The organism is Noviluteimonas gilva (genome assembly GCF_009740395.1).
GTDB classification, from domain to species: domain Bacteria; phylum Pseudomonadota; class Gammaproteobacteria; order Xanthomonadales; family Xanthomonadaceae; genus Noviluteimonas; species Noviluteimonas gilva.
This window is the reverse complement of record NZ_WOXT01000003.1, coordinates 70,532-84,383: the sequence shown is the minus strand read 5'-3', so window position 1 is coordinate 84,383 and position 13,852 is coordinate 70,532. Positions and strand designations below refer to the sequence as shown.

The 13,852-nt window shown below is 65.9% G+C and carries 15 protein-coding genes; 5 read left to right on the top strand and 10 right to left on the bottom strand.

Annotated elements, in window-relative coordinates:
* Positions 1-22 precede the first annotated feature (22 nt).
* Both GN331_RS11350 and GN331_RS11345 read right to left on the bottom strand, forming a co-directional pair.
* Complete coding sequence (locus GN331_RS11350) at positions 23-448, bottom strand: response regulator transcription factor (protein ID WP_156642184.1); 426 nt, start codon at positions 446-448, stop codon at positions 23-25.
* Between the two features lie 153 nt (positions 449-601).
* The gene (locus tag GN331_RS11345; protein WP_156642182.1) at positions 602-1,288 is read right to left on the bottom strand and encodes a response regulator transcription factor; all 687 of its coding nucleotides are present in this window, start codon (positions 1,286-1,288) and stop codon (positions 602-604) included.
* A gap of 196 nt (positions 1,289-1,484) precedes the next feature.
* Between GN331_RS11345 and GN331_RS11340 the strand changes: the two genes are divergently transcribed.
* From GN331_RS11340 to GN331_RS11325, 4 genes are all read left to right on the top strand, one after another.
* Positions 1,485-3,068, top strand: a complete 1,584-nt coding sequence (locus GN331_RS11340) for a sensor histidine kinase (protein WP_156642180.1) — start codon at positions 1,485-1,487, stop codon at positions 3,066-3,068.
* A 129-nt stretch (positions 3,069-3,197) separates the two neighbouring features.
* Positions 3,198-4,091 (top strand): SphA family protein, encoded by an 894-nt coding sequence (locus GN331_RS11335; protein WP_197427106.1) that lies wholly within the window; start codon positions 3,198-3,200, stop codon positions 4,089-4,091.
* 22 nt (positions 4,092-4,113) lie between these two features.
* A complete protein-coding gene (aqpZ, locus tag GN331_RS11330; protein WP_156642176.1) occupies positions 4,114-4,827 on the top strand; it encodes an aquaporin Z in 714 nt (237 codons plus the stop codon).
* Entirely contained in the window at positions 4,824-6,125 is a 1,302-nt protein-coding gene (locus GN331_RS11325) for a peptidase MATCAP family protein (RefSeq protein WP_156642175.1), read from the top strand. The genes aqpZ and GN331_RS11325 overlap by 4 nt, the downstream gene beginning before the upstream one ends.
* Before the next feature lie 3 nt (positions 6,126-6,128).
* Here the strand turns inward: GN331_RS11325 and GN331_RS11320 are convergent, their stop codons facing one another.
* From GN331_RS11320 to GN331_RS11295, 6 genes are all read right to left on the bottom strand, one after another.
* A complete protein-coding gene (locus GN331_RS11320) occupies positions 6,129-7,007 on the bottom strand; it encodes a bile acid:sodium symporter family protein (RefSeq protein ID WP_156642173.1) in 879 nt (292 codons plus the stop codon).
* 7 nt (positions 7,008-7,014) lie between these two features.
* Positions 7,015-7,446, bottom strand: a complete 432-nt coding sequence (locus tag GN331_RS11315; protein WP_156642171.1) for a hypothetical protein — start codon at positions 7,444-7,446, stop codon at positions 7,015-7,017.
* A gap of 115 nt (positions 7,447-7,561) precedes the next feature.
* A complete protein-coding gene (locus GN331_RS11310; RefSeq protein WP_156642169.1) occupies positions 7,562-8,278 on the bottom strand; it encodes a copper resistance protein B in 717 nt (238 codons plus the stop codon).
* Positions 8,275-10,011: a copper resistance system multicopper oxidase gene (locus tag GN331_RS11305; protein WP_156642167.1), complete on the bottom strand. Its 1,737-nt coding sequence runs from the start codon at positions 10,009-10,011 to the stop codon at positions 8,275-8,277. Before GN331_RS11305 ends, GN331_RS11310 begins: the two co-directional genes overlap by 4 nt.
* A 76-nt stretch (positions 10,012-10,087) precedes the next feature.
* Positions 10,088-10,447: a CopL family metal-binding regulatory protein gene (locus GN331_RS11300; RefSeq protein ID WP_156642165.1), complete on the bottom strand. Its 360-nt coding sequence runs from the start codon at positions 10,445-10,447 to the stop codon at positions 10,088-10,090.
* Between the two features lie 80 nt (positions 10,448-10,527).
* Positions 10,528-11,325, bottom strand: a complete 798-nt coding sequence (locus GN331_RS11295) for an OmpA family protein (protein ID WP_197427105.1) — start codon at positions 11,323-11,325, stop codon at positions 10,528-10,530.
* 170 nt (positions 11,326-11,495) lie between these two features.
* Here GN331_RS11295 and GN331_RS11290 point away from each other — a divergent pair, with 170 nt between their 5' ends.
* Positions 11,496-11,891 carry a low affinity iron permease family protein gene (locus GN331_RS11290; RefSeq protein ID WP_156642161.1) on the top strand — a complete coding sequence of 132 codons (396 nt, stop codon included), beginning with the start codon at positions 11,496-11,498 and terminating at the stop codon, positions 11,889-11,891.
* A gap of 49 nt (positions 11,892-11,940) precedes the next feature.
* Here GN331_RS11290 and GN331_RS11285 read toward each other — a convergent pair whose 3' ends face one another.
* Complete coding sequence (locus GN331_RS11285; RefSeq protein WP_156642160.1) at positions 11,941-12,651, bottom strand: SDR family NAD(P)-dependent oxidoreductase; 711 nt, start codon at positions 12,649-12,651, stop codon at positions 11,941-11,943.
* Between the two features lie 132 nt (positions 12,652-12,783).
* Positions 12,784-13,836: an alpha/beta fold hydrolase gene (locus GN331_RS11280; RefSeq protein ID WP_156642158.1), complete on the bottom strand. Its 1,053-nt coding sequence runs from the start codon at positions 13,834-13,836 to the stop codon at positions 12,784-12,786.
* Between the last annotated feature and the right edge of the window lie 16 nt (positions 13,837-13,852).

The following is a 13,852-nucleotide window of genomic DNA, read 5'->3' as shown; positions in this document are numbered from 1 at the left end:
CCTCAGTATTTCTACTGTGTACTCAGCGGCGCAGGGCCTGGCGATTGAGCGAAGCCGACGCATACCAGCGGCCGGCCATCACTTCGGCGACCGCGGCGGCGAGCGCATCGCCGGCGTCGGCCTTGAGCACGTAGGCGGTGCGCGGCAGCGCGCGAGCGCGGGCGACCAGCGCGGGTTCGTCGTGCACGGTGATGAACACGACGCACAGGGCCGGGTGCGCCTTGAGCGCGTGTTCGGCGGCCTGCAGGCCATCCATGCCGGGCATGGAGATGTCGGTGACGAGCACGTCGGGCTTGAACGCGTTCAGCGCGGCGAGGATGGCATCGCCGTCGGTGACCAGGCCCAGGACCTCGAAGTCCTGCGCCAACAAGGTGCGCAACTGGCGCGCGACGACAGGACTGTCCTCGGCCAGCAGCACCCGCGTGCGAATCGGCGCGACCCCGTGCATGCCCCACAGCCTGAACGCACGCGCGCCGCGCGCCTATCGTGAAAACGACTGAATTCGGGCAGGTAAAACTACTGTGGAGCGTCAGTACCCGACGTCCCTCATCCCCCTTTCCAAGGGGGATCGAACGCGCAAAGCGCGTTCGAGGGGGATGAACTAAGGTGGCGCATCAATCGCGATCAGCCCCGCGTGCGCGGCCTTGCGCACCAGTTCGACGGTGCTGTGCACCCCGAACTCCTGCATGATCGCGTACTTGTGCGACTCGACCGTGCGCACCGACAGACCCAGTTCGAAGGCGATCTGTTTGGACCGCAGGCCCTGCGCGACGCGCGAGAGGATTTCGCGCTGCTTCTGCGTCAACGCCGCATCGGGTGTCGAGCGCGACGAGGACGGCGAACCGTGCGCGCGATGCGCGCTCGCACGGATCGTGCGTGCGGCGAGTGTCGGCGTGACATAGGTGCGTCCGGCGAGCACTTCCAGGATCGCGCGTACGAGCTCGTCGCCCGCCGAGGATTTCAAAACATACGCACTCGCGCCGCCTTCGATCGCTTCGGCGGCGAGTTCGGGATCGGCATGCATCGTCAGGAACACGAACGGCACCTCGATGCCCATCGCGCGCACGGTGCGCATCGCTTCGAGTCCGCTCATCGCGCCCATGCTGATGTCGGAGACGACGACGTCCGGTGCGTCGCGCTGCACCGCGGCGATCAACGACTCGCCATCGCTTACGAGTTGGATGTTGCAGAAGCACTCCAACAGGAGCATTTCCACGCCTTGCGCGACCAACACGTGGTCGTCGGCCAACAGCACGCGGGCGCGTTCACTGGAATTCGCAGCATCCATCTTCGGTCCCCCTTCAAGGTCCGATCGGGGTCCCCCTGCGCCCGGTGAGCCTCGCGTGAAATGCGTTCAAACCGCGTGACGGCGCCATGCGCATTCATGTCCTTGAATTGGTCATCCATCCGTCGGAAGGGTGACCTTCTGTCATTGCCGGGTGCGTGTACGAGGTGTACACGAAGCTGAAAACACCGGGGCTCGCATGGACCACGAACCTGCACGGATGGGATGGCTTTTGCCGGCGGCCGTTGCCGCGGCCGGCGCGCTCGGTCAGACGCTGACCATGACGCCGTGGATGGCGAGCTTCCTCGGCCAGGCGGTGTGGATCCCCGGTGCGGTCCTGATGTGCGGGCTGCTCGCGACGCCCGGTTCGCGGTGGCCGATCGTGTTCGGTGCAGCGTTGTTGGGCAGCGCACTGGCGTGCGTGGGCATGGGGCGCGAGTTGTTGCCGCATTGCGTGATGTTGATGGGCGAGTTCGCGCTCGTGGTCGTCGCAACGTGGTGGCTGCATCCCGAGCGCGATGGAAAGATTTCGCCGAACGGTTGCGAGCCGGTCAAATTCCTCCTCCTGTGCGGCGTGCTGCTGCCGATCGCGGGCGGCGCGTGGGCGCATGCGGCCAGTACGCAACTGGGCATGATGGCCATGCCGTTCACCGATGGCCACGAGATCCTCGCGCGCAGCATCGGCTACCTGATCGTCGTGCCCGCCTTCACCGGCGCGGTGCGCCTGGCGAACGATCGCGCGGGCAACAGCGATGTCCATGGCTGGCAACCGGCGATCATCCTGATCGGCGCGCTTGCGATCGTGGTGTTGTGGATCTCGCCGCTCGGCAACGGCGAAGCGTTCCCGCTGCTGCTGCTCGCGCCGATCATGTTGCTGTTGTGGGCCGACCACGCACTCGGTTCGGCATGGACGCGCGTGGCCTGGGTGCCGGTGTGGTTGGGTTGCCTGTTGCTGACTTCGCTCGGCATCGGTCCGCTCGTACACGCGGAGGCGCGCGCGACGCTCTCGCACGTGCAGTGGTGGTCGATCGGCACGACCGTCGTCCTGCTGCTGCTCACGGCCTTGCGCGACCAGCGCGGCGAATCCACCGAGGCGTTGCGCGATTCCGGCGAACGGCTGAGCCAGCTCGCGCGGCGCGCGATGAACATGCAGGAGAACGAACGCAGCCGCATCGCGCGCGATCTGCATGACGACGTCAACCAGTCGCTCGCTTCGATCTCCATCGAACTCAGCAGCCTCAAGCGCAACGCCGATCCGCCGGGACGCGGCCGCATCGAAGGCTTGCAGGATCGCCTGCTCGGCGTGTCCGACGACATCCGCCGCCTTTCGCACGAACTGCACCCGAGCATGCTGCGCTACACCAGCCTGGCCGCATCGCTCGAAGGCCTGTGCGCGGGCCATTCACGCGACGATCTGCACGTGCGTTGCGACACCGATGAGTCTTTCGATCTGGACGAGCCGCAGAAGCTCGACCTGTTCCGCATCGCGCAGGAAGCGCTGCACAACGTCGAGAAGCACGCCGATGCGCGCCATGTGCGCATCGAGCTGCGGCGAGACGGCAGCGGCATGGCCTTGCTGCGCGTGGAAGACGACGGCCGCGGACTGCCGGAGGATCGCATCGCCGCACCGCGTCGCGGCCTGGGCATGATCAGCATGGCTGAACGCGCACGCACCTTGCGTGGTCGTGTCGAATTCAGCGCCGCGCCACGCGGCGGCACGCGCGTGGAAGTGCGCTTCCCGGTGGCCGAGCCTTCCGTAGAAGTACTGAGGCCGGTCCGGTAGAAGTCGGGTTGGGCTGCGCGGCCTCGCCGAGGAGGATAGGACCCTTCCCGACGTCGCCGGAAAACCCAGATGCCGCACAACGCGCGTTCCCTCCCCCTCAGCGTCGCGTTGGCTGTCGGCTGTGCCTGCATGTTTGCCGGGGCTCCCGCGCAAGCCACCGAAGGTGGTCTCGGCCGGCCGATCACCGGCCTGCAAGCGACCTCGTATGCGGGCGTGGTTCCGCCGACGCCGGGATTCAACCTCGCCATCCAGTACGCCTATTACTCCGGGCAGATCGGCGGGCAACGCGAAACGCCGATCGGCCGCAGCACGGCGATCGGCCTGGATGCGCAGTTTTCATTGCTGAACTTCACGGGCATCTATGTGTGGCCCACCGGCGAAGGCCGCTGGAATTACGCGACCGCGGTGGCCGTGCCCTTCGCGAAGGTGGACGTGGAAGCGGACGTGCGCATCGGCCGCTTCGGTCTGTCGACGAGCGATTCGGAAAGCGGCCTGTTCGACATGACGGTGGTGCCGGTCATCGCCAGCCGCCACTTCAGCCAGACCAAGCACATGTCGCTCGCGCTCTACATCTACGCGCCGACCGGCAAGTACGACCCCGACCGCCTCGCCAACGTCAGCCTCAACAACTGGACGTACTCGCCGACCGTTTCGTACACGCAGCTCGGGCAGGCCGGCACGCTCGAGTTCACCACGGTGGCGGCCGTCGACCTCTACACGGAAAACAACGCCACCGACTACCAGAATGGCGCCGTGTTCCGCCTCGACACCCTGTTGATCAAGCGGACCAAGAGCGGCTGGGGTTTCGGCGGCGCCGGCGGCTGGATCGAGCAACTGGAAAACGACACCGGGCCGACCGCCGATCGCCTCAACGGCTTCAAGGGACATTCGTTGGCCCTTGGTCCCATTGCCACGTACAAGACGGGCAAGGTCGAATTCTCCGCACGCTGGTTGTACGAGTTCAACGTCAAGAATCGATTGGAGGGCAACCCGGTCCTGCTGACCGGCACGATCACGTTCTGATCAACATCCAGGGAGATCGACCATGCTCAAGCGACTGCTCGCCGAAACCATCGGCACCTTCTGGCTCGTGCTGGGAGGCTGCGGCAGCGCAGTGCTCGCGGCGAACTTCGGCGGCGACGGCAATCCGCTCGGCATCGGCCTGCTGGGCGTTTCGCTCGCCTTCGGCCTGACGGTGCTCACCGGTGCGTTCGCGCTCGGTCACATCTCGGGCGGACACTTCAATCCCGCGGTGAGCGCGGGGCTCTGGGCCGGCGGTCGTTTCCCGGCGAAGGAGTTGATTCCGTATTGGGTCGCCCAGACGCTCGGCGCGGTGCTCGCCGGCTTCGTGTTGTGGCAGATCGCGCACGGCCGCGCGGACCTGGTGATCGATCCGAGCGCAGCCGGCGTGTTCGCGACCAATGGCTACGGCGGGATGTCGCCGGGTGGTTACTCGATGACGGCGGCGCTGCTGTGCGAACTCGTCATGACCGGCATGTTCCTCGTCGTGATCATGGGAGCGACCGATCCGAAGGCGCCCGCCGGTTTCGCACCGATCGCCATCGGCCTTGCGCTCACGCTGATCCATCTCATCAGCATTCCGGTGACCAACACCTCCGTGAATCCGGCGCGCTCGACGGGCGTTGCCCTGTTCGTCGGCGGCCAGCCGCTGCAGCAACTGTGGTTCTTCTGGGTCGTGCCGATCCTCGGCGGCATCCTCGGTGGCGGCCTCTATCGTTGGCTCAGGCGCCCGGAATGAGCGCAGTCCCCGTCGATCCCGCGCTCGAGCGCCTGTTCGTTGCCGATGCCGCCATCGTCAAGGTCGGGCGCAAGGTCCGCGTGCTCGACGCGATCGGCTGGCCAGCCACGATGGAAACGCGTTTCCTCGAACGCCTGCGCGCGGGCAATCCGGAGTTGCCGCAACCCACCACGCAACCGCAGGCGCTCGACGCCGAAGTCGCCGCGCTCGACGCGATCATGCAGGGCATCGATCGCGGCCATCCCATCGGTCATTGGCTGTGGAAAACCGCGTGGAGTTACCGCGTGGCCGCGCAGATGTTGCGCGGCATCGGCACGCCCGAATTCTCGCGTTGTTCGATCCTGCTCTATGGCCGGCCAGACACGAAATACCAATCGCAGGACGTCACCGCGGACGACGCCGCGCGCGACATGCTCGCGACCACCGATCACCTGATCGATTCGCGCCTGATCCCCGAGACGCCGTGCAACATGACGGCCGAGCAATTCGCCGTCCGCATTCGCGAACGCATCGATCCGTTCTTCACCGACGACAAGGTCGCGGTGGTCCTCAACCCCGACCTCGCCTCGAAGGCCGCCGCGGGCAGCAAGCAGATCACCCTGCGCGCGACCGCGATGTTCTCCGAACTCGACGTCGAACAACTCGTGCAGCACGAAGCGTTCATCCACTCGGCCACGCTGCTCAACGGCAAGCACCAGCCCTACGTCAAATCGCTCGGCGTGGGCTCCCCGCGCACGACGCGCACGCAGGAAGGCCTGGCGACGTACTCGGAGATCATCACCGGTTCGATCGACCTGCAGCGCTTGCGCCGCGTCGCGCTGCGCATCGTGGCCGTGGGCCAGGCCTTGCAGGGCGCGGACTTCATGGAGGTGTTCCGCACCTTCCTCGACGCTGGCCAGACCGAGGTCGAAAGTTATCGCAGCGCCGCGCGCGTGTTCCGCGGTGGCGATGTTCGCGGGAAGGTCTGCTTCACGAAGGATGGCGCGTACCTGGAAGGCGTCATCATGGTGCACCTGTTCATCTGCAAGGCGCTGCACGAAGGCCGCGCCGACATCCTGCGGATGTTGTTCTGCGGCCGCGTCAACACCGCGGACGTCATCACGCTGACGCCCTTCCTCCAATCGGGATTGATCGTCGGTCCGCGTTACGTCGCGCCGTGGGCGCAATCGCCCGAACGCGTGCTCGCCACGATGGCCTTTTCCGCGGCGACCGAAAAATTCCGGCTGGACACGTTCAACCTCGATCGCTTCGTCGAATACGAAGACGAGCGCATCGCCGAATCCGGCATCGGCTGCTGAGCGTCAGGGCGGTCGCGTCGCCGGCGGTGGCGACGGCGGACATTCCGCGCGCCGCTGCCACATCACGTACGGCACGCCGACGATCGCCGAAATGAGCACGTAGAGCAGCACGGTGCCGACGAAGTTGAGGTCGGGGAAATTCGCCGAAGCGATGGTCAACGCGATCGCGGGATGGCGGCAGCCGCTCGCCAGTGCGAGCACGACCGAATGCCCGCGTTCGGGCCGCCCCAGCCAATGCCCCACGGCCAGGCCGATGACGACGAAGAAGGTGATGGCGAAAATGGTGCCGTCGCCGAAAGCCGACCAGATCCCGCGCCATGCGGCCGCGAGCAAGGCGACTACCGCCAGCGGTAACAGGATGTTCGCGATCCGCCCGACGACGGGGATCAACCAGCGCGCAAGCTTGGGCCAGCGCCGCCGCACCACGAAGCCGATCAGCAACGGCGCCACGATCATCATCAGGACGATTTGCGTGATCTTGCCCAGCGAGACGGAGAACTCGCGGTGGAACATCCAGCCCAGGATCAAACCCGAGAGCGGAATCGCGATGATCGCGGTCAGCGACAGCGTCACCAGCAACGCCACCATGAACGAGTGTTCGCCGCCGGCCTTGTCCGTCTTGGTCGGCAGCAGCGGCGGCAACGGCGACAACGCGAGCGCGACGAGCGCAAGTTCCGTCGTGCGGCGGAACTCGAAGACCTCCTCCATCACCACGGCGATGATCGGCATGATGAGGAACACCGCCAGCAGCGATTTCACCAGCAGCCCGGGCCGGCGCCACAGATAGAGCAGATCATTGCGCGAGCTGTGCAGCCCATAGCCGAACACCGTGCAAATGATGCTCAGCTGGAACGCGAAGATGACGATGTGTTTGGGATCCATCGACGTCTCAACGCGCGTAAAGGTCGATCACCACGCCCTCGGCGGTGTTCTCCGCCACCTGGACACTGAAGCGCCGCTCGCCGTGCTTGATGCGCACGAAGACGTTGCCCTTCTGATTGTTGGTTTCGAAATCCTTCACGCCGAGGATGTCGCGGAACAGCTCGCGGGTCTGCAGCGCGATGCTGTTCTCCGTCTGGCCCTTCGTGATCGGCACGACGATCTCCGTCGGCGCGTCCTGGTCGTTCTGCCAGACGAGGAGTTTGATCTGCCCATCGCTCTTGGCGGTGCGATCGAAATTGATGGTCCAGCTCTTCGATGCATCGCCGGGCCGCTTCTCCGCGGCCGCGCTGGGAGCCCGCAACCCCTCCGTGGACTGAGCGGTGGCGCCACCGACGACGAGCATGGCGGCGAGGAACAGGATGAGAGAGGACGTGCGCATGCCGGATCTCCTGGAGGCCCTGCCCCAACAATGCGGGCCGGGCGCGCGTGGAGCCACCGCAATTCCACTTTGCGGCCGGCCAGTAGAAATACTGGGCCGGCCGCCGAAGCGTGCATCAGAACCAGACGCGCACGCCCGCCACCAGGCGCGTATCGCCGGCGCCCTCGCCCGCCATGCGTCGATGATCCGCGGTCTCGCCGTACGCGCGCTCGTAAACCAAGCCGACGTAAGGCGCGAATTGACGATGCACCTCGTAACGCAGGCGCAACCCCGCTTCGATCGTCGACAGCCCCGCGCCAATGCCGCGCTTCGGATCGTCCTTGCCGTAGAGGTTGGCTTCCACCAGCGGCTGCAGGATCAGTCGATTGGTGAACAGCACGTCGTATTCGACTTCGATGCGCGCGGCGGTTCGCCCTGAAGCGCCCAGGTACGCGGTGGCCTCGACTTCGACCTTGTACGGCGCAACACCGACCACGCCCAGCGCGGCCCAATCCTGCGATGCGCCCGGCTTGACGTCGTGCCGCACGCCGGCCACCAGGTCCCACCACGGTGCGACGGGCCTTCCGTACAAGGCTTCGAATCCGGCCGATTGCGTGCGCCCATCGACGCGTTCGCCTTCCGTTCGCAACCAAAGCTTGTCGGTATCGGTCCCGATCCACGCCTGCGCTTCCCAAGCCTGGCCCGCGCCGTGGTCGGCGTCGAACGCTTCCAGCCGATTGAGCAACACGTAGGTCTGCACGCTGTTGTCGTGCGCGGTTTCGGCGTGCCCGTGATGCTGCGCATACGCACTGCCCGACGCAAACAGCGCAATGGCGATGACGAGGGTCTTCATCGTTCGACCCTCACTTCGCGCATCATTCCTGCTTCCATGTGGAACAGCAGGTGGCAGTGGTAGGCCCACGCGCCGAGCGCGTCGGCGTGCACGCGATAACTGCGCCGCGTGCCGGGCGGCATGTCGATGGTGTGCTTGCGCACCTGGAATGCGCCGTCTTCGTCCTCCAGATCGCTCCACATGCCGTGCAGGTGGATCGGGTGCGTCATCATCGTGTCGTTGACCAAGACCACGCGCACGCGTTCGCCGTAGGTCATGCGGAGGGGTTCGACCTCGGAGAACTTGCGGCCGTCGAAACCCCAGACGAAGCGCTCCATGTGCCCGGTGAGATGCAGTTCGATTTCGCGGCCAGGATCGCGGCCATCGGGATCGTCGAACAGGCTTCGCAACATTCCATAACGCAGCACGTTGCGCCCGTTGTCGCGCAGGCCGACGCCGGGATCGTCGAGGCGCGGCGTCGGCGCGGTCGCCTGCATGTCGACGAACGGATTGCGGGTTTCGCTCGCCGGATGCGACTGCGCAGGCATCGCGTGGCCCATCGCGGCGTGATCCATCCCCGCCATGTCGTGCGACATCGTCTCGTGCCCCATGTCCGCCATCGTCAGGATCGCGCGCGCATCAAGTGCGGGCACCGGCGCACGCAAGCCTTCGCGCACGGCGAGCGTGCCGCTCACGTAACCGGTGTGGCCCATGTCCTGCGCGAAGATCGTGAATGCATCCTGGCCCGCCGGTTCGACGATGACATCGAAGGTTTCCGCAGCCGCGATGCGGAATTCGTCGACCGTCACCGGATGGACGGACTGGCCGTCGGCGGCGACGACCGTCATCTTCAGGCCTGGAATGCGCACGTCGAAGTACGTCATCGACGAGCCGTTGATGAAACGCAGGCGCAGCTTTTCGCCGTGGCGGAACAGGCCGGTCCAGTTCGCGAGCGAGGTCGCGCCGTTCATCAGGTAGGTGTAGGTATTCGCGTTGACGTCCGACAGGTCGGTCGGTGTCATGCGCATCGCGTTCCACATGCGGCGGTCGGTGATTGCCTTCGATGCGCCTTCGCGTTTCGCATCGCGCGCGAAATCGCCCACCGTGCGTTTGTAGTAGTTGTCGTACCCCGGCATCTTCTTCATGCGCGAGAACAACGCGGACGGATCCAGGTCCGTCCAATCGGTCAGCATCACCACGTGCTCGCGATCGTAGGCGAAGGGCTCGGGCGCGATCGGATCGATGATCAGCGGCCCGTACAGGCCTGCCTGTTCCTGGAAGCCCGAGTGGCTGTGGTACCAGTACGTGCCGCCCTGTCGCACTTCGAAACGATAGTCGTAGGCCTCGCCACGCCCGATGCCATCGAAGCTGATGCCCGGCACGCCGTCCATGTTCGCGGGCAGCACGATGCCGTGCCAATGGATCGACGTGCGATCCCCATGGATCGAGTTCGGCGGCAGCGCGTTGCGCACGCGCAGGTGCACCGTCGTGCCTTCCTTCCAGCGCAGCAGTGGCGCGGGAATGGAACCGTTGACGGTGATCGCGGTGCGCGTGCGACCGGTGAAGTTGGCCGGTGTTTCACCGATGCGCAGGTCGAATTGCGTGCCGTTGAGCACGGCCTGGCGCATCGCGCCGGGTGAGGCACGCAAGGGCCACGCACCGATGCCGGCGAACACGCCGGCGGCCGCGAGGCCTTGCACGAAACGGCGCCGCGCAGGCTGCGCGGGCGCGTCGAAAGAAGAATCGAAAGACATCCAACACTCCGGAAAGCGGACAGGCGTGCGCAGGCGCACGGCATCGAAGGCGTCGCGAGGGACGCCGATGGACCGCTTAGCCGATGGGAGGTCGGATGAGATTGGCGAGCAACGGGCTCGCGTGCGACGGTTTACGCGATTCGAAGGACAACACCGCGTTGCGCGGCGGCGCGGCGATCACGTGATTCGCCGGCAGCGCCGTGGCGTTGGCGAGACAACTGCACAGGCACGCACCGGGCGGGCAGCAATCGTCGTGGGACGCAGGCGGTGCGGCGGGCGGTGCATCGTGCGTCGCGGCCATCTCGTGGCAAGGCGCTGCGACCTGCTGCGCGACGCCCTCCGACACCATGCGCGCATTCGCGAACGCCGTCGCCGTGCCGTTCGCCAGCAAGGACAGGCACAACAGGATGCGCAGCAGGAACGGGAACGGACGCATGGCCACAGGGTAACCGATGCGGCCGTCCGTGAAGAAAGCCCCGCTTCCGCGGGGCTCCTTCGATCCTACTTGCGTCGGGCTTACTTCGCGTCGGGGTTGACGCCCTTGTCGACGACCAGTTTCACCACGACCTTGCGTGCATTGGCATTGCTGCCCGAACCCGCGTCGGCGGCAACGCCCATGCCATCACCAGCGGTGACGCGGCCCGGCTGCAGGCCACCCTGGCGCTGCAGATAGCTCGCGACCGCGTCGGCGCGGCGCTTGCTCAGGCGTTCGTTCGCGGCGGCATCGCCGGTCGAATCGGTGAAGCCCTGCATGACGACGGCGTAGTTCTGGATGTCCTTGGCCTTCTTCGACAGTTCCATCAGGTCGGACTTGCCCTTCTCCGAAATCGCCGTGCTGCCCGAAGCGAACATCACTTCGGCCGTGGCGACCGCTTCGTACTTGCCGAAGTCGTCCATGCGCTTGCCCATCGCATCGACCTTCGTCGAGGTGGGCGCGACACCGGCCTGGACCTGTTGCGCGGTGCGCATGTCGTCGGCGCGGAACGAGATCGCCGTGGCCTGCAATTGATCGCCCTGCGCGACGAGGTCGGCGGTGACGGGCAGGCCCGGGATCAGCGCGCTCTTCTGCATGCGCTCGAAGCGGACGGCCGCGAGGCCTTCCTTCTTCTTGATCTCGGTGGCCGAGGTCAGCGTGATCGTGTGATCGACGTTGTTGCCGTCGCGCACGGTGACCGTGTCGCCGGCGACCGCGGTGATCAGGCCCTTGACGGTCGACTTGTCGCCGTCCGCGGCGAAAGCCACGGGCGCCACGGCCAGCAACGTCGTCAGCGCGGCGATCCAGAACGAATGTTTCGATGGTTTCCAGCAGGCCATGACATGTCCCTCCAGGACGAATGGCGAGGCGCAAGCGTCGCGCCGCGCTCGCGCGCCCGCAATTACCCGTTGGGCCAATCGCCGACTCATCGGTAAGCGCGCCTTTCGTGAGCGCACCACGTTCACCCGCCGTGCCACAGGCTCCCGCCATCGCCAGATGACGCCGCCCCATGACCACGCGCAACAAACTGTTCACGCGCTTCGCCAAGAAGGCCGCGCATTTCACCGGCACGCCGATGTGCTTCATCATCGCCCTGGCGATCCTGCTCGTGTGGGCCGCCAGCGGGCCGATCTTCAAGTTCAACGACACCTGGCAACTGGTGATCAACACCGGCACGACCATCATCACTTTCCTGATGGTCTTCCTGATCCAGAACACGCAGAACCGCGATACCGAGGCGATGCAGATCAAGCTCGACGAACTGTTGCGGGCCAACCGCACGGCGAGCAACAAGTTGCTCGATCTCGAGGAGTTGGAAGAATCGGAGATGGACGAGCTGCGCAAGCACTACGAGATGCTGGCAGAGCGCAGCCGCAACAAGCCGACGGCGAAGCGCAGGTCCTGAGCTTCGCCGTCGGCGTTGACGCTGCTGGATTGTTCGTCGCGGGCGTTGATCAGTGGCCGGCGCTCTGCCCGCCGTCGACGTGCAGGATCTCGCCGGTGACGAAGCCCGCGCCGTCCAGGTACAGCACCGCCTGCACGACATCGGCGATCTCACCCATGCGGCCGACCGGGTGCAGCGCGGCCAGGAAGCCGTGCGTTTCCGGCGCATGCATCGGGGTCTTGATCACGCCAGGCGACACCGCGTTCACGCGGATGCCGCGCTTGGCGTATTCGATGGCGAGCGACTTGGTCGCCGAGTTCATGCCGCCCTTGGTGAGATTGGCGAGCACAGACGGCACGCCGTCGATCGCATGATCGGCCAGGCTGGTCGTGATGGACACGACGTGGCCACTGCCCTGCTTTTCCATCGCGCCGATCGCTGCCTGCGTGATGTGGAAGAACCCACCGACGTTGGTGGCGATGGCGGACGCGTAGTCTTCCGCGGTGTATTGCGTGAACGGCTTGGCGATGAAGACGCCCGCGTTGTTGACGAGGGTGTCGATGCGTCCGAACTTCTCCAGGCCTTCGCGCACGATGCGCTGCGCCACGGCCGGATCGGCGATGTCGCCGGCGACGGTGAGGATCTCGGGGTCGTTGGACGGCTTGATCGAACGCGAATTGGCGATCACGCGGTAACCGCGGTCGCGGAAGGCCTGCACGAGGCTGGCGCCGATGCCCTGCGATGCACCGGTGACGATGGCGACTTTCTGCTGGGTGTTCATGTGTGTTTCCTTGATGGGGGGACGTCGTGTTTCGACGCCGGCCAATCTAGGTGCACACACGCGTTGCGAGAATCCACCGCGTCAGGCAGACATTCTTCCGCGCAGCGAAGGAATTCAGCCCGCAGGCGGGTTTCAGAGCTTTTCGGAGTCGACGATCGCCTGCACGAACGCGCCGGGATCTTCCTGCGGCGGGTTGTGGCCGATGCCACCGGTCAGCAGCCGGTGGGCGTACTTGCCGGTGAAGCGCTTGGCGTAGCTTTCCGGCGGCGGATGCGGCGCGCCGTTGGCATCGCCTTCGAGCGTGATGGTCGGAACGGTGATGGGAGGAAACGTTGCGAGCTTCGCTTCGTTCGCGTCGTACTTCGCCTCGCCTTTCGCCAGCCCAAGTCGCCAACGGTAGTTGTGGATCACGATGTCGACGTGGTCCGGGTTGTCGAACGATTGGGCGCTGCGGTCGAAGGTCGCGTCGTCGAACGCCCACTTCGGCGAAGCCAGCTTCCAGATGAGCTTGGCGAAATCGTGCGTGTACTTCTCGTAGCCTGCGCGGCCGCGATCGGTCGCGAAGTAGAACTGATACCACCACTGCAACTCCGCTTCGGGCGGCAGCGGCGCTTGCGCGGCCTTCTGGCTGCCGATCAGATAACCGCTCACGGCCACCAGCGACTTGACGCGCTCCGGCCACAGTGCCGCGACGATGCCCGCCGAGCGTGCGCCCCAATCGAAGCCGCCGAGGATCGCCTTGTCGATGTGCAGCGCATCCATGAAGGCGATGACGTCCTCGGCAAGCGCGGTGGGTTGCGCGTTCCGGAGCGCATCGGGTGACAGAAATCGTGTGGTGCCGTAGCCGCGCAGGTGCGGAACGAGCGCGCGATAACCGCGCGCCGCGAGTTGCGGCGCGACATCGACATAGCTGTGGATGTCGTAGGGCCAGCCGTGCAACAGCACGACGGGCGTGCCGTCCTTCGGGCCGTCTTCTGCGTAGCCGATGTCCAGGACGCGTGTCTTGACCTGGCTGATGCGCGCGAAGCGCGTCGTCGCTCCGCTGCTGGCTGCGCGCGGGGTCGCGGGCGTTGCCTGCGCATCCATGGCCTGCGCAAATCCCAGCGGCGCAGCCGCGACGCCGAAGGCCGCGCTGCCCAGCAGGCGACGACGTCCCTGATCGAACCTGTTCGTTGGCCGTGTCATGGCGACGCGCGTCGCC